12 protein-coding genes and 1 tRNA gene are annotated in these 16,437 nt (G+C 61.1%); 12 read left to right on the forward strand and 1 reads right to left on the reverse strand.

The features are described 5' to 3' along the window. Positions 1 to 85 precede the first annotated feature (85 nt). The 4 genes from ACX3P0_RS00700 to ACX3P0_RS00715 all read left to right on the forward strand — a co-directional run bounded on the left by ACX3P0_RS00700 (position 86) and on the right by ACX3P0_RS00715 (position 3,834). Positions 86 to 1,402, forward strand: a complete 1,317-nt coding sequence (locus ACX3P0_RS00700) for an aspartate aminotransferase family protein (RefSeq protein ID WP_459085907.1) — start codon at positions 86 to 88, stop codon at positions 1,400 to 1,402. Between the two features lie 292 nt (positions 1,403 to 1,694). Continuing rightward, positions 1,695 to 2,870: an elongation factor Tu gene (gene tuf / locus ACX3P0_RS00705; RefSeq protein WP_459079556.1), complete on the forward strand. Its 1,176-nt coding sequence runs from the start codon at positions 1,695 to 1,697 to the stop codon at positions 2,868 to 2,870. Between the two features lie 255 nt (positions 2,871 to 3,125). After that, the gene (locus tag ACX3P0_RS00710) at positions 3,126 to 3,659 is read left to right on the forward strand and encodes a putative glycolipid-binding domain-containing protein (RefSeq protein WP_459085908.1); all 534 of its coding nucleotides are present in this window, start codon (positions 3,126 to 3,128) and stop codon (positions 3,657 to 3,659) included. A 99-nt stretch (positions 3,660 to 3,758) separates the two neighbouring features. Beyond that, a tRNA-Trp gene (locus ACX3P0_RS00715) sits at positions 3,759 to 3,834 on the forward strand. Positions 3,835 to 3,836: 2 nt separating this feature from the next. Here ACX3P0_RS00715 and ACX3P0_RS00720 read toward each other — a convergent pair. Further along, positions 3,837 to 3,986, reverse strand: a complete 150-nt coding sequence (locus ACX3P0_RS00720) for a hypothetical protein (RefSeq protein ID WP_459085909.1) — start codon at positions 3,984 to 3,986, stop codon at positions 3,837 to 3,839. 273 nt (positions 3,987 to 4,259) lie between these two features. Here ACX3P0_RS00720 and secE point away from each other — a divergent pair, with 273 nt between their 5' ends. From secE to rpoC, 8 genes are all read left to right on the forward strand, one after another. Next, on the forward strand, positions 4,260 to 4,463 hold the full coding sequence (secE, locus tag ACX3P0_RS00725) for a preprotein translocase subunit SecE (RefSeq protein ID WP_459085910.1): 204 nt from the start codon (positions 4,260 to 4,262) through the stop codon (positions 4,461 to 4,463). Positions 4,464 to 4,490: 27 nt separating this feature from the next. Beyond that, positions 4,491 to 5,030 (forward strand): transcription termination/antitermination protein NusG, encoded by a 540-nt coding sequence (gene nusG / locus ACX3P0_RS00730; RefSeq protein WP_459085911.1) that lies wholly within the window; start codon positions 4,491 to 4,493, stop codon positions 5,028 to 5,030. Positions 5,031 to 5,241: 211 nt separating this feature from the next. Further along, positions 5,242 to 5,670 carry a 50S ribosomal protein L11 gene (gene rplK / locus ACX3P0_RS00735; protein ID WP_459079560.1) on the forward strand — a complete coding sequence of 143 codons (429 nt, stop codon included), beginning with the start codon at positions 5,242 to 5,244 and terminating at the stop codon, positions 5,668 to 5,670. A 4-nt stretch (positions 5,671 to 5,674) separates the two neighbouring features. Then, positions 5,675 to 6,373 (forward strand): 50S ribosomal protein L1, encoded by a 699-nt coding sequence (rplA, locus tag ACX3P0_RS00740; RefSeq protein ID WP_459079561.1) that lies wholly within the window; start codon positions 5,675 to 5,677, stop codon positions 6,371 to 6,373. Between the two features lie 381 nt (positions 6,374 to 6,754). Further along, positions 6,755 to 7,273 (forward strand): 50S ribosomal protein L10, encoded by a 519-nt coding sequence (gene rplJ / locus ACX3P0_RS00745; RefSeq protein ID WP_459079562.1) that lies wholly within the window; start codon positions 6,755 to 6,757, stop codon positions 7,271 to 7,273. Between the two features lie 54 nt (positions 7,274 to 7,327). Next, entirely contained in the window at positions 7,328 to 7,702 is a 375-nt protein-coding gene (gene rplL, locus ACX3P0_RS00750) for a 50S ribosomal protein L7/L12 (RefSeq protein ID WP_459079563.1), read from the forward strand. Positions 7,703 to 7,900: 198 nt separating this feature from the next. Further along, entirely contained in the window at positions 7,901 to 12,037 is a 4,137-nt protein-coding gene (rpoB, locus tag ACX3P0_RS00755) for a DNA-directed RNA polymerase subunit beta (RefSeq protein WP_459085912.1), read from the forward strand. Positions 12,038 to 12,223: 186 nt separating this feature from the next. Continuing rightward, positions 12,224 to 16,420 carry a DNA-directed RNA polymerase subunit beta' gene (gene rpoC / locus ACX3P0_RS00760; RefSeq protein ID WP_459079565.1) on the forward strand — a complete coding sequence of 1,399 codons (4,197 nt, stop codon included), beginning with the start codon at positions 12,224 to 12,226 and terminating at the stop codon, positions 16,418 to 16,420. Positions 16,421 to 16,437 lie beyond the last annotated feature (17 nt).

Consider the following 16,437-nt stretch of genomic DNA (forward strand, 5'->3'; position numbering starts at 1 on the left):
CCGTTTATATCTGAATCGAATATTATCAATTTTACTGGAGTGGTGCCAGCCGCTAGTTGTCGTCCAAAGGTCATGGAGGCGATCGATGTCAAAAAACGATGAACCCGCGTTTTGGGCTTCGGCAAAGAAGCATTTGATCCGCTATGGCGGTGCCTTCGACCCGATCATCGTCGAGCGGGCGGCGGGTTCGTTCGTCTATGACGCGGAAGACAATGCCATTCTCGATTTCACGTCCGGGCAGATGAGCGCGCTTCTCGGGCACTCCCATCCCAGGATCGTTTCGGCGGTCCAGAGCCAGGTCGGAAAGGTCGCGCATCTCTTCAGCGGCATGCTGTCTCGTCCGGTGGTCGAACTCGCCGAGCGCCTTGCGGCGCTGGCGCCAGGCCTCGAAAGGGTGTTGTTGCTGTCGACCGGCGCGGAATCGAACGAAGCCGCCATCCGCATGGCCAAGCTGGTCACGGGCAAGCACGAAATCGTCGCCTTTTCCAAAAGCTGGCATGGCATGACCGGGGCCGCAGCCTCGGCGACCTATAGCGCCGGCCGCAAGGGATATGGACCGGCCACGGTCGGCTCGTTCGCCATTCCGGCGCCGAACAGTTTCCGTCCCCGGTTCAGCAATGCCGACGGCTCGCTGGACTGGCGCACGGAACTGGACGATGCCTTCGACCTGGTTGACAACCAGTCGACCGGAAGCCTCGCGGCGTTCATTGCAGAGCCGATCCTGTCGAGCGGCGGCATGCTGGAGCTTCCGGAGGGTTACCTCGCGGCGCTCAAGCAGAAATGCCACGAACGCGGCATGCTGCTCATCCTCGACGAAGCGCAAACCGGCGTCGGCCGTACCGGCGATATGTTCGCCTTTCAAAAGGACGGTGTCGTGCCGGACATCCTGACTTTGTCCAAGACCATCGGCGCGGGACTTCCGCTGTCGGCCGTCATGACCACACCCGAAATCGAAGAAGCAGCGTTCGAGCGCGGTTTCCTGTTCTACACGACGCATGTTTCCGATCCATTGCCGGCGGCGGTGGGCCTGGCGGTGCTTGATGTCGTGGCGGAAGAGGGCCTTGTCGAGCGGGCGCGGTATCTGGGCGAAAAGCTGTCCGACGGGCTTTTGCGGCTCAAGCAGCGCTATGAATGCGTGGGCGACGTGCGTGGGCGCGGGCTTTTCCTTGGTGTCGAGATCGTCAAGGACAGGCACAGCAACAGTTCCGACCACGAACTCGGGGCTGGAATTGCCACAGAGGCGTTGAAGCGCGGCCTGAACATGAACATCGTCAAGCTTCCCGGGATGGGCGGCGTGTTCAGGATTGCCCCGCCGCTGACCATTTCCGAGGAAGAGATCGATCTCGGCTTGAAGATTATTTCGGATTCAATCGAATCCGAACTGGCTTCCGCCAGGGGGTAAGCGCGGCCGTTCAGAGACCTGAACCAACCTTGCCGTGACCGGAACGCGACGAGCCTGTTGCGCGTCGCGTATCCGGCCGTGCCGCCCGATGTCGGATATGGCCTTACCCGCTCCAGACACCGGCCTATTCCATTTGCATGGCGGTGTTCCCATATAGGCCACAGCATGAACGGGGTCGGTGAGGAGCCGGATGACGCAGCATCCGGCCAAAAGGGCTTGTGTTTTTTGGCCTTTATCGCTAATCGCCCCCGATCAAAACCGCATCCTGCTTTCTTCGTCCAAGGAATGAGAAATGGCCAAGAGCAAATTCGAGCGTAACAAGCCACATGTGAACATTGGCACGATTGGTCACGTTGACCACGGCAAGACGTCGCTGACGGCAGCGATCACGAAGTATTTTGGCGACTTCAAGGCGTACGACCAGATCGACAACGCGCCGGAAGAGAAGGCCCGTGGCATCACGATCTCGACGTCGCACGTCGAGTACGAGACGCCTAACCGTCACTATGCCCACGTCGATTGCCCCGGCCACGCCGACTATGTGAAGAACATGATCACGGGTGCGGCGCAGATGGACGGCGCGATCCTGGTCGTTTCGGCCGCCGACGGCCCGATGCCGCAGACGCGCGAGCACATCCTGCTTGCCCGCCAGGTTGGTGTTCCGGCGCTGGTGGTGTTCTTGAACAAGGTCGACCTGGTCGACGATGCGGAATTGCTGGAGCTGGTCGAGCTTGAGGTTCGCGAGCTTCTGTCGAAGTACGAGTTCCCCGGCGACGACACGCCGATCATCAAGGGTTCGGCGGTTGTCGCGCTCAATGACGGCGACAAGGCACTCGGCGAAGACGCGGTTCGCGCGCTGATGGCAGCGGTCGACGAGTACATCCCGACGCCTGAGCGTCCGATCGACAAGCCGTTCCTGCTGCCGATCGAGGACGTGTTCTCGATCTCGGGTCGCGGCACGGTGGTGACGGGTCGCGTCGAGCGCGGCATCGTCAAGGTTGGCGAGGAAGTCGAGATCGTCGGCATCCGCGACACCTCGAAGACGACGGTGACCGGCGTTGAAATGTTCCGCAAGCTGCTCGACCAGGGCCAGGCCGGCGACAACATCGGCGCGCTGATCCGCGGCGTCGACCGTGAAGGCGTTGAGCGCGGCCAGGTTCTGGCCAAGCCGGGTTCGGTGAAGCCGCACAAGAAGTTCGTGGCGGAAGCCTACATCCTGACCAAGGAAGAGGGTGGGCGTCATACGCCGTTCTTCACCAACTACCGTCCGCAGTTCTATTTCCGCACGACGGACGTGACCGGTATCGTGTCGCTGCCGGAAGGCACCGAGATGGTGATGCCGGGCGACAACATCACGGTCGACGTCGAACTGATCGTGCCGATCGCCATGGAAGAGAAGCTGCGCTTCGCTATCCGTGAAGGCGGCCGTACAGTTGGTGCCGGCATTGTTGCTTCCATCAAGGAATAAGCCGGCAGCTTCTGTCAGCATGACTTCGAAAGGGGCGGCCTTCGGGCTGCCCCTTTTTCGTTAGGCTGCTATTCTTTGAGCGCTTCACGGCTAGATGGAATCATTCTGCCGGGCCGGTTCGAGCCAAATCCTTCGGTCTTCGTCTCGACCGCACCCCAGTGCGGCCATCGACAAAGCCCTCGACCTTGTCTCGAACCATCGCCGGCAGAATGTTTCCATCTAACCACGAAACGCTCAGACGTCGAGGAGAGCGGCATGACGATCCTGCGCTGGCGCGAAGAAATAGGGCCGGGCATCCAGCATATCTTTTTGCGCCCGCTGGGCGGTGGCCTTGTCGCGGACGGGTTTGCCATCGGCTCCGATCCGTTCGCCGCCCGTTTTCGCATCGGGATCGACCGGGCATGGCAGGCGAGGCGCGTCGAGGTGACACTGGCCGGCGGCGAGACGCTGCTTCTGGAAAGCGACGGCCGGGGGCGCTGGAGTGTCGGCGGCCGGCCGGCGCCCGAACTCGACGGCGCGCTGGAGCCGGATATTTCGATCACGCCATTCACCAACACGTTTCCGGTCAGGCGGCTGGGGCTCGCCCGGGGCGAGAGCGCGGAAATCCGCACCGCCTATGTCGATGTGCCGAGCCTTGCCATATCTGCCGATCCGCAGCGCTATACCTGCCTGGAAGAAGGACGGCTTTATCGCTACGAATCGCTGGATAGCGATTTCCGCCGCGAAGTGTCGTTTTGGCCAGACGGCTTTGTTGCGACCTATCCCGGGCTTTTTCGCCGGCTTGCATAGCTACAGGGCCAAATCACGGGTGGATGGGCTCATCGCGTCTTTACAGATGGCGCGGAAGCTTTTAGGAAGCGCCTGCCATGCGCATGACGCGTGGCGGTTACGGGCATAGCTCAGTTGGTAGAGCGGCGGTCTCCAAAACCGCAGGTCGTAGGTTCGAACCCTGCTGCCCGTGCCATTTCACCGGACGGTGAAATGGTTGATTGCAGATAGTTTCAGGCCGATGCGTTGAAAATCGGCCGGTGCCTTGCCATATTGGGTCGAACAAGGCATAACAGCAGCATAGCCGGGACGGGACGACTGGATGGTTCCGATGCGGTGTTTGGGCATTAAGCCGACGCTTTCCACTTGCGTGGATGGTGAATCGGTTTTATGTAGACGATAACGGACACGCGACGCGTGGAGCTGAGAGATCGGCTTTACGCGTCCGATTTGCATGGCGGCATGGTTGCATCGGTTGGTGCGAACGGGGCGTCAAGCGGCGGAACCAGCAGGCGAAACGGCTTTTCGCGCTATCCGGTGTGGGCAAATTGGAACGGCATATCCCGGCCAGCGGGATCATCCAGGAGATTCGGTCAACGAATCTTGAAGACAGAGCGGCATATGGCGTCGAAGACCAATAATCCTTTCGTATTTCTCCAGCAGGTTCGTGCGGAAACCGCCAAGGTGACTTGGCCGTCGCGGCGCGAAACCGTGATCTCGACGGTGATGGTTCTGGCCTTCGCCGTCCTTGCCATGGCGTTTTTCTTTAGCGCCGACCTGATCATGGGCTTCGCTGTCGGGAAGATCCTTGGCATTGGGCAATAAGTCCGGCGATTACGGAGACATCTTGAAATGACCGCGCGCTGGTACATCGTCCACGCCTATTCGAACTTTGAAAAAAAGGTCGCTGAGGACATTTTGAAGAAGGCCGAGCAGAAGGGCCTGAGCGCGCGCGTCGAGCATGTCGTCGTGCCGACCGAGAAGGTGGTCGAGATTCGCCGCGGCAAGAAGGTCGATGCCGAGCGCAAATTCTTCCCCGGCTATGTTCTGATGAAGGCGGATCTGAACGATGCGATCATCAGCATGGTCAAGAATATCCCGCGCGTGACGGGTTTTCTCGGCGAGGACAAGCATACGTCCAAGCCGATGCATATCACCGACAAGGAAGCCGATCGCATCCTGCACCAGGTGCAGGAGGGCGTCGAGCGGCCGAAGCCGTCGGTTACCTTCGAGATCGGCGAGGCGATCCGCGTTTCGGATGGTCCGTTCGCTTCGTTCAACGGCTTCGTCCAGGAAGTGGACGAAGAGCGTGCGCGGCTCAAGGTGGAAGTTTCGATCTTCGGGCGCGCCGTGCCGGTCGATCTGGAATTCGGACAGGTCGAAAAGGGCTGATCCGAAATCCTTCGCCGCAAGGCGAGGGGGTGCGCAGACGATCGCGCAACCGGGCATGGAGCCGCAAACCACCAGGTTTCGTCGGTTCGGTGCCCAATAAAGCGGGTGGGAGGCGAGTGTGGCTTTAGCCGGCCATGCGAACCGCACCACCGGACTGCAACCGCCGGCATTCCCGATCAACGGGCCGGCATGACAGAAAGCAGGAAGAGAGATGGCTAAGAAAATTGCAGGCCAGCTCAAGCTGCAGGTTTCCGCGGGATCGGCGACGCCGTCGCCCCCGATCGGACCGGCACTTGGTCAGCGTGGCATCAACATCATGGAGTTCTGCAAGGCGTTCAACGCGCAGACCCAAGAACTGGAAAAGGGTTCGCCCATTCCGGTCGTCATTACCTACTATCAGGACAAGTCGTTCACCTTCGTCATGAAGACGCCGCCGGTGGCCTTTTTTCTGAAGAAGGCAGCCAATCTGAAGTCGGGCTCGAAGGAGCCGGGCAAGGTCAGCGTCGGCACGATTTCTCGCGACAAGGTGCGCGAGATCGCGACTGCCAAGCTGAAGGATTTGAACGCAAACGACGTCGAGTCGGCCATGCGCATGGTCGAGGGCTCCGCCCGTTCGATGGGCCTGGAAGTGGTGGGCTGAGATCATGGCAAAGATTGCAAAGCGTGTAGCCAAGACCCGCGAAGGCGTCGATCCCAACAAGGCCTATGCCCTGGGTGATGCCCTGAAGCTGCTCAAGGATCGTTCGACGGTCAAGTTCGACGAGACGATCGAAGTGGCGATGAACCTCGGCGTCGATCCGCGCCATGCCGACCAGATGGTTCGCGGCGTGGTCAATTTGCCGAACGGCACCGGCCGTACCGTGCGCGTCGCGGTTTTCGCCCGTGGCGACAAGGCTGATGAAGCCCGTGCGGCCGGCGCGGACATCGTCGGTGCGGAAGAGCTGGTGGAAATCGTCCAGAAAGGCACGATCGATTTCGATCGCTGCATCGCCACGCCGGACATGATGCCGCTCGTCGGTCGTCTGGGCAAGGTGCTCGGGCCCCGCGGCATGATGCCGAACCCCAAGGTCGGCACGGTGACCACCGATGTCACCGCCGCTGTTGCGGCGTCCAAGGGTGGCGCTGTCGAGTTCCGCGTTGAAAAGGCCGGCATCATCCATGCCGGCGTCGGCAAGCTGTCGTTCGACGTCAAGGCGCTGGAAGAAAACATCCGCGCCTTCACCGATGCGGTGACGAAGGCGAAGCCGACCGGCGCCAAGGGCATCTACGTCAAGAAGGTGTCCGTCACCTCGACGATGGGTCCCGGCCTGAAGCTGGACGTGGCGAGCCTCGCCGAGTCCTGAGACGATTGTTCGGATCGACGCACAAGGCGCTGATCCGATGAAAGAATTCCAGGCCCCGCTGTTTGGGGTCTGGAACGTCGGAAGTCGAAAGACTTTCGGCATCCTGTCCGAGATTGTGGGCGGTCCGAACCATCTGGACCTTAATTCATGCGGGCCTGCATGAGACGGGTGAAGACCGGACAAAGGAGCTTTTGGCTCCGATGAAAGGTTCGAACCGTGTTTGCCTTTTGTCTGCGCACCGTTCTTCGGGGCGGTGTGGCGAAAGGGGGCAGGATCCTCGAGCGTCGTTCGGGAGATCTGGACTTTCTGGATAGCCCGACCGGCAAAAGGTAACCCGACGCCTGTCCTTTTACGAGGACGGGGGTCAACTGGAGATAGGCAGTGGACAGAGCGGAAAAACGCGAACTCGTCACGAGCCTGAACGACGCTTTCAAAGGCGCTGGTTCAGTCGTCGTGGCCCACTACGCCGGTATCACCGTCGCGCAAATGAACGACCTTCGGTCGAAAATGCGCGCTGCCGGTGGCACCGTCAAAGTCGCGAAGAACCGGCTAGCCAAGATCGCTCTTCAGGGCACGGAATCCGACAGCATCATCGATCTGTTCACAGGACAGACGCTGATTGCCTATTCGGAAGATCCGGTTACGGCGCCGAAGATCGCGTCCGATTTCGCCAAGACGAATGACAAGCTTGTCATTCTCGGTGGCGCGATGGGCTCGACCTCGCTCAACGCCGACGGTGTGAAGGCTCTTGCCGCACTCCCGTCGCTCGACGAGTTGCGCGCAAGGCTGGTTGGCATGATCGCCACGCCGGCAACCCGGATCGCCCAGGTCGTCAATGCGCCAGCGGCTTCGGTCGCGCGCGTCATCGGCGCCTATGCCCGGAAGAACGAGGCGGCATGAGGCCGTTCCTCACCATCATAAACACACGTTCGAACCTTACGAAGGAATACAAACATGGCTGATCTCGCAAAGATCGTAGACGAACTGTCGGCGCTGACCGTCCTTGAGGCGGCTGAGTTGTCGAAGCTTCTGGAAGAAAAGTGGGGCGTTTCCGCCGCTGCTCCGGTGGCTGTTGCTGCTGCCGGTGGTGCCGCTGCCGCCGCTCCGGCTGAAGAACAGACCGAATTCGACGTCATGCTCGTCGAAGCCGGCGCACAGAAGATCAACGTCATCAAGGAAGTCCGCGCCATCACCGGTCTTGGCCTCAAGGAAGCCAAGGATCTGGTCGAAGCGGCTCCTAAGGCGGTCAAGGAAGGCGTCAACAAGGCTGACGGCGACAAGATCAAGGCTCAGCTGGAAGCTGCCGGCGCCAAGGTCGAACTGAAGTAATCAGTGGTGTTGGTGGGCGGCTTTTTGCCGCCCACCGTCCCCACAGCGGGGATGTTTGTCGGAAACCTCTTTCCCGAGGGCCGCTCGCGGCTTTCCGGAAACGGGTTTTCTCCCGTTCTGGACAGGCTGCGGCGCAAGCGGCAGCGAGGCAAGGCAACCGCGGCGAGGTTGCCCCGAGAAGGTAGCTAAGGAGCGACGATGGCCCAGACACAGACTTTCAATGGCCGCAGACGCGTCAGGAAATTCTTCGGAAAAATTCCGGAAGTGGCGGAAATGCCGAACCTCATCGAGGTTCAGAAGGCGTCCTACGACCAGTTCCTGATGGTGGACGAGCCAGAAGGCGGGCGTGGCGACGAGGGCTTGCAGGCCGTATTCAAGTCGGTCTTCCCGATTCAGGATTTCTCTGGCTCTTCCATGCTGGAGTTCGTGAAATACGAGTTCGAGGCTCCCAAGTTCGACGTTGACGAATGCCGTCAGCGCGACCTGACCTATGCAGCACCCCTCAAGGTGACGCTGCGCCTGATCGTGTTCGATATCGACGAGGATACCGGCGCGAAGTCCATCAAGGACATCAAGGAGCAGGACGTCTACATGGGCGACATGCCGCTCATGACCTTGAACGGCACGTTCATCGTCAACGGCACCGAGCGCGTCATCGTTTCGCAGATGCATCGTTCGCCGGGCGTCTTCTTCGACCACGACAAGGGCAAGTCGCATTCGTCAGGCAAGCTTCTGTTTGCCGCGCGCGTCATTCCCTATCGCGGTTCGTGGCTCGACATCGAGTTCGATTCCAAGGACGTCGTGCATGCCCGCATCGACCGCCGCCGCAAGATTCCGGCGACGTCGCTGCTGATGGCGCTCGGCATGGATTCGGAAGAAATCCTGTCCACCTTCTACACCAAGATCACCTACAAGCGCGCCAAGGACCATTGGCGCATTCCGTTCAACGTCGAGCGTTTCCGCGGCCTCAAGGCTGTCGGCGACCTGGTCGATGCCGATACGGGCGAAGTTGTGGTCGAGGCCGGCAAGAAGATCACCGCGCGTCAGGCCAAGCAGCTTGGCGAAAAGGGTCTCAAGGCGATCAAGGCGACCGACGAGGATCTGATCGGCAACTATCTGGCCGAGGATATCGTCAACTACGGAACCGGCGAGATTTTCCTCGAGGCCGGCGACGAGATCGACGAGAAGACGCTGAAGGTGCTGCTGGAGACCGGCGAGAAGGAAATCCAGATCCTCGACATCGACCATGTCAATGTCGGCGCCTACATCCGCAACACGCTTGCCGTCGACAAGAACGAGAGCCGTCAGGACGCGCTGTTCGATATCTACCGCGTCATGCGCCCCGGCGAGCCGCCGACCATGGACACCGCCGAGGCGATGTTCAACTCGCTGTTCTTCGATAGCGAGCGCTACGATTTGTCGGCCGTCGGCCGCGTCAAGATGAACATGCGTCTCGAACTCGACGCCGAGGACACCGTGCGCGTGCTGCGCAAGGAAGACATCCTTGCCGTGGTCAAGACGCTGGTCGAATTGCGCGACGGCAAGGGCGAGATCGACGACATCGACAATCTCGGCAACCGCCGGGTGCGTTCTGTCGGCGAACTGATGGAAAACCAGTACCGCGTCGGCCTGCTTCGCATGGAGCGCGCGATCAAGGAACGTATGTCCTCGATCGAAATCGACACGGTCATGCCGCAGGACCTGATCAACGCCAAGCCGGCGGCCGCCGCCGTGCGCGAGTTCTTCGGTTCCTCGCAGCTGTCGCAGTTCATGGACCAGACCAACCCGCTGTCGGAAATCACCCACAAGCGTCGTCTTTCGGCACTTGGACCCGGTGGCCTGACCCGTGAGCGCGCCGGCTTCGAGGTGCGCGACGTGCACCCGACGCATTACGGCCGCATCTGCCCGATCGAGACGCCTGAAGGCCCGAATATCGGCCTGATCAACTCGCTTGCGACCTTTGCCCGCGTCAACAAGTACGGCTTCATCGAAAGCCCGTATCGCAAGATCGTCGACGGCAAGCTGACCAACGATGTGGTTTATCTCTCCGCTATGGAGGAAGCAAAACACCACGTCGCGCAGGCCAACGCCGAACTCGATAAGGACGGTCATTTCGTCGACGAATTCGTCATTTGCCGCAGCGCCGGAGAAGTGATGATGGCGCCGCGCGAAAACGTCGACTTGATGGACGTTTCGCCGAAACAGATGGTGTCGGTTGCGGCAGCGCTGATCCCGTTCCTGGAAAACGACGACGCCAACCGCGCTCTCATGGGCTCGAACATGCAGCGTCAGGCCGTGCCGCTGGTACGCGCCGAAGCGCCGTTTGTCGGGACCGGCATGGAGCCGATCGTCGCCCGTGACTCCGGTGCTGCCATCGGCGCCCGCCGCGGCGGTATCGTCGACCAGGTGGACGCGACGCGTATCGTTATCCGCGCGACGGAAGACCTCGATCCCGGCAAGTCCGGCGTCGATATCTACCGGCTGATGAAGTTCCAGCGCTCCAACCAGTCGACCTGCATCAACCAGCGTCCGCTGGTTCGCATGGGCGACCTCGTCAACAAGGGCGACATCATCGCCGACGGTCCTTCGACCGAGCTTGGCGATCTGGCGCTCGGCCGCAACGTGCTCGTCGCGTTCATGCCGTGGAACGGCTACAACTACGAGGACTCCATCCTTCTGTCCGAGAAGATCGTGTCGGATGACGTCTTCACCTCGATCCACATCGAGGAGTTCGAGGTCATGGCGCGCGATACCAAGCTTGGGCCGGAGGAAATCACGCGCGATATTCCGAACGTCTCGGAAGAAGCGCTGAAGAACCTCGACGAGGCCGGCATCGTCTATATCGGCGCGGAAGTGCAGCCGGGCGACATCCTGGTCGGCAAGATCACGCCGAAGGGCGAAAGCCCGATGACGCCGGAGGAGAAGCTCCTGCGCGCCATCTTTGGCGAAAAGGCTTCCGATGTGCGTGACACCTCCATGCGCATGCCGCCCGGGACCTACGGCACCATCGTCGAGGTGCGCGTCTTCAATCGCCACGGTGTGGAGAAGGACGAGCGCGCCATGGCGATCGAGCGCGAGGAGATCGAACGTCTCGCCAAGGACCGCGACGACGAGCAGGCCATCCTCGACCGTAACGTCTATGCGCGCCTTTCCGACGTGTTGATCGGCAAGGAAGCGATTGCCGGGCCGAAGGGCTTCAAGAAGGGATCGACGCTCGCCAAGGATACGCTGGACGACTATCCGCGTTCGCAGTGGTGGCAGTTTGCGGTGGAGGATGAAAAGCTCCAGAGCGAACTCGAGGCTTTGCGTGGCCAGTACGACGATTCCAAGAAGGCGCTCGAGCAGCGCTTCATGGACAAGGTCGAGAAGGTCCAGCGTGGCGACGAGATGCCCCCCGGGGTCATGAAGATGGTCAAGGTCTTCGTGGCAGTGAAGCGCAAGATGCAGCCCGGCGACAAGATGGCCGGACGGCATGGCAACAAGGGTGTCGTGTCGCGGATCCTGCCTGTCGAGGACATGCCGTTCCTTGAGGACGGCACGCATGCCGATATCGTGCTCAATCCGTTGGGCGTGCCGTCGCGCATGAATGTCGGCCAGATCCTGGAGACGCATCTGGGCTGGGCATGTTCGGGCATGGGCAAGAAGATCGGTGATCTGATCGACGCGTATAAAACGGCGGGCGATATCAAGCCGCTGCGTAATACGCTCGAGAGCTTCATGCCGGATAACGACCGCAACGAGCCGGTCCGCGAGTACGACGACGAGTCCATCGTTCGCCTTGGCGAGCAGATGCGGCGCGGCGTTTCCATCGCGACCCCGGTGTTCGACGGTGCCCACGAAGCCGACATCAACATCATGCTGGAACAGGCCGGTCTTCATACCAGCGGCCAGTCGCAGCTCTACGACGGACGCACAGGCGAGCCGTTCGACCGCAAGGTGACGATGGGCTACATCTATATGCTCAAGCTTCACCATCTCGTGGACGACAAGATCCACGCGCGTTCGATCGGTCCGTACTCGCTCGTTACCCAGCAGCCGCTGGGTGGCAAGGCGCAGTTCGGTGGCCAGCGCTTCGGCGAGATGGAGGTCTGGGCGCTCGAAGCCTATGGCGCCGCCTACACGCTGCAGGAAATGCTGACCGTGAAGTCGGACGACGTGGCGGGCCGTACCAAGGTCTACGAGGCGATCGTCAGAGGCGACGATACGTTCGAGGCAGGCATTCCGGAGAGCTTCAACGTTCTCGTCAAGGAAATGCGCTCTCTCGGCCTCAATGTGGAGCTTGAGAACACCAAGCTCGACGACAACCCGGTTCGGCTGCCCGACGCGGCCGAATAAGGAACCAAGGCGCATCGCGGGAGAGGCTTCCGCGATGCGCCGGACTGTTTTGCGGCTGCCGGAAGGCAGTTGATTTCCGTGATGCCAGGGCCACATGCGGCGGTGCTGGACCGGGTCACGAAATGGGCAATCTGGCCCGCTATTGTTCGAAAAAGGGGTTCTCCCAACCCCTAAAAGGAGAACGGCATGAACCAAGAGGTCATGAATCTCTTCAATCCCCAGGCGCCTGCGCAGGTGTTCGATTCCATTCGGATTTCGCTGGCCAGCCCTGAGAAGATTCTTTCCTGGTCCTTCGGCGAGATCAAGAAGCCGGAGACGATCAATTATCGTACCTTCAAGCCGGAACGCGACGGTCTTTTCTGCGCGCGCATCTTCGGGCCGATCAAGGACTATGAGTGCCTGTGCGGCAAGTACAAGCGCATGAAGTACAAGGGCGTCATCTGCGAGAAGTGCGGCGTCGAAGTCACTCTGTCGCGCGTCCGGCGCGAGCGCATGGGCCATATCGAACTGGCCGCGCCCGTCGCCCACATCTGGTTCCTGAAGTCGCTGCCTTCGCGCATCGGCACGCTGCTCGATATGACGCTCAAGGATATCGAGCGCGTTCTCTATTTCGAGAACTACATCGTCACCGAGCCTGGCCTGACGGCGCTGAAGGAAAACCAGCTTCTTTCCGAAGAAGAGTACATGATCGCCGTCGACGAGTATGGCGAGGATAGTTTTACCGCCATGATCGGCGCGGAAGCCATTCATGACCTTCTGGCCGGCATGGACCTGGAGCGGATCGCTGGCGACCTGCGTTCGGAACTGGCGACCACCACGTCGGAACTGAAGCAGAAGAAGTTCCTCAAGCGGCTCAAGGTCGTCGAAAACTTCATGGAATCCGGCAATCGCCCGGAATGGATGATCATGAAGGTCGTGCCGGTCATTCCGCCGGACCTGCGTCCGCTGGTTCCGCTGGACGGCGGCCGTTTCGCGACGTCCGACCTGAACGATCTCTATCGCCGCGTCATCAACCGCAATAACCGCCTGAAGCGCCTGATCGAGCTTCGCGCGCCCGGCATCATCGTGCGCAATGAAAAGCGCATGCTGCAGGAAGCCGTCGATGCGTTGTTCGACAATGGCCGTCGCGGCCGCGTCATCACCGGCGCCAACAAGCGTCCGCTGAAGTCGCTGTCCGACATGCTCAAGGGCAAGCAGGGCCGGTTCCGCCAGAACCTGCTCGGCAAGCGCGTCGACTATTCCGGCCGTTCGGTCATCGTGACCGGCCCGGAGCTGAAGCTGCATCAGTGCGGCCTGCCGAAGAAGATGGCGCTCGAACTGTTCAAGCCGTTCATCTACGCCCGTCTCGACGCCAAGGGTTACTCCTCGACCGTCAAGCAGGCCAAGAAGCTGGTCGAAAAAGAGCGTCCGGAAGTTTGGGATATCCTCGACGAGGTCATCCGCGAGCATCCGGTGCTGCTGAACCGCGCGCCGACGCTGCACCGCCTCGGCATCCAGGCATTCGAGCCCATCCTGATCGAAGGCAAGGCGATCCAGCTTCACCCGCTGGTCTGCACGGCCTTCAACGCCGACTTCGACGGCGACCAGATGGCGGTCCACGTGCCGCTGTCGCTGGAAGCGCAGCTTGAAGCCCGCGTGCTGATGATGTCGACCAACAACATCCTGCATCCCGCTTCCGGCGCGCCGATCATCGTGCCTTCGCAGGACATGGTGCTGGGTCTGTACTATCTGTCGATCGTCAACCAGAACGAGCCGGGCGAGGGCATGGCGTTTGCCGATATGGGCGAACTCCAGCACGCGCTCGAAACCAAGGCGGTGACGCTGCACTCCAAGATCAAGGGCCGTTTCCGCTCGGTGGACGCCGAAGGCAACGTCACGTCGAAGATCCACGAGACGACACCCGGCCGCATGATCATCGGCGAATTGCTGCCGAAGAACGTCAACGTGCCTTACGACACGGCCAACCAGGAGATGACCAAGAAGAACATCTCCAAGATGATCGACACCGTCTACCGCCATTGCGGTCAGAAGGAGACGGTCATTTTCTGCGACCGCATCATGGCGCTCGGTTTCGCCCATGCCTGCCGCGCCGGCATTTCGTTCGGCAAGGACGACATGGTGATCCCGGACACCAAGGTGAAGCTGGTTACCGATACGGAGACGCTCGCCAAGGAATACGAGCAGCAGTACAATGACGGCCTGATCACCCAGGGCGAGAAGTACAACAAGGTCGTCGACGCCTGGGCCAAGTGCTCGGAAAAGGTCGCCGACGAAATGATGGCCGGCATCAAGGCGGTCAAGTTCGAGGATAACGGCCGTCAAAGGCAGATGAACTCGATCTACATGATGTCGCACTCCGGTGCGCGTGGCTCGCCCACGCAGATGCGCCAGCTTGCCGGCATGCGCGGCCTGATGGCCAAGCCGTCGGGCGAGATCATCGAGACGCCGATCATTTCGAACTTCAAGGAAGGCCTGACCGTGCTCGAGTACTTCAACTCGACCCACGGTGCCCGCAAGGGTCTGGCCGACACCGCCTTGAAGACGGCGAACTCGGGCTATCTGACGCGTCGTCTTGTCGACGTGGCGCAGGACTGCATCGTCAATTCGGTCGACTGCGGCACCGACAAGGGCCTCACCATGCAGCCGATCGTCGATGCTGGCCAGGTGGTCGCTTCGGTCGGCCAGCGGGTTCTGGGCCGCACGTCGCTCGACGACATCAACCATCCGGTGTCGGGCGAGCTTCTGGTCAAGGCCGGAACGCTGATGGACGAGCGCGACGTGGAGAAGATCGAGACGGCGGGCGTGCAGTCGGTGCGCATCCGCTCGGCGCTGACCTGCGAGGTCAGGATCGGCGTTTGCGCGGTCTGCTACGGACGCGACCTTGCCCGCGGCACCCCGGTCAACCAGGGTGAAGCGGTCGGCGTCATCGCGGCGCAGTCGATCGGCGAGCCGGGAACGCAGCTCACCATGCGTACCTTCCACATGGGCGGCACGGCGCAGGTCGTGGACAGCTCGTTCCTGGAAGCCTCCTATGAGGGCAAGGTCGAGATTCGCAACCGCAACGTGGTGCGTAACTCGGACGGCCAGCAGATGGTCATGGGCCGCAACATGGCGGTTCTGATCTTCGACGAGGCTGGCAAGGAACGCGCCTCGCACCGCCTGACCTATGGTTCGCGCATCTTCGTGGACGATGGCGACAAGGTGAAGCGCGGCCAGCGTCTGGCCGAGTGGGACCCGTACACACGCCCGATCCTCACCGAAATCGAGGGCTTGGTGCAGTTCGAGGATCTGGTCGACGGCATTTCCGTGCAGGAAACGGCCGACGAATCCACCGGCATCACCAAGCGCGAGGTTATCGACTGGCGTTCGACGCCACGCGGTGCGGACCTCAAGCCGGCGATGATCGTACTGGACTCCAAGGGCAAGGTCGGCAAGCTGTCGAAGGGCGGCGACGCGCGCTTCCTGCTCTCGGTCGAGGCCATTCTCTCGGTCGAGCCGGGCGCGATGGTGCGGCCGGGCGACGTTCTGGCCCGTATCCCGATGGAAAGCGCCAAGACCAAGGACATCACCGGCGGTCTGCCGCGTGTTGCCGAATTGTTCGAGGCTCGCCGTCCGAAGGATCACGCCATCATCGCCGAGATCGACGGCACGATCCGCTTCGGGCGCGACTACAAGAACAAGCGCCGCATCATCATCGAGCCGCATGACTCGACGATGGAGCCTGTCGAGTACCTGATCCCGAAGGGCAAGCCGTTCCATCTCCAGGACGGCGACGTCATCGAGAAGGGCGACTACATCCTCGACGGCAACCCCGCGCCGCACGACATTCTGGCCATCAAGGGCGTGGAGGCGCTTGCGTCTTACCTCGTCAATGAAATCCAGGAAGTCTATCGTCTGCAGGGCGTGCAGATCAACGACAAGCACATCGAGGTGATCGTGCGCCAGATGCTGCAGAAGGTGGAAATCACCGTGCAGGGCGACTCGACCTACATCCCGGGCGACCATGTCGACGTGATCGAACTGGACGAGATCAACGATCGCCTGCTCGAGGAGGGCAAGAAGCCCGCCGAAGGCATGCCTGTGCTGCTCGGCATCACCAAGGCTTCGCTGCAGACGCCGTCCTTCATCTCGGCCGCCTCCTTCCAGGAGACGACAAGGGTGCTGACGGAAGCAGCAGTTGCCGGCAAGACCGACATGCTGCAGGGTCTGAAGGAAAACGTCATCGTCGGTCGGCTTATCCCGGCCGGTACGGGCGGCCAGATGAGCGCTATCCGTCGCATCGCCACGTCGCGCGACGAACTCATCATCGACGAGCGCCGCAAGGCGTCGGGCGTTGAAACCGCCGAGCCGATGCTGACCGAAATGATTACCGCCGCGCAGTAAGCGGCGGAATCACCTGA

Source organism: Mesorhizobium sp. A556, from assembly GCF_054489545.1.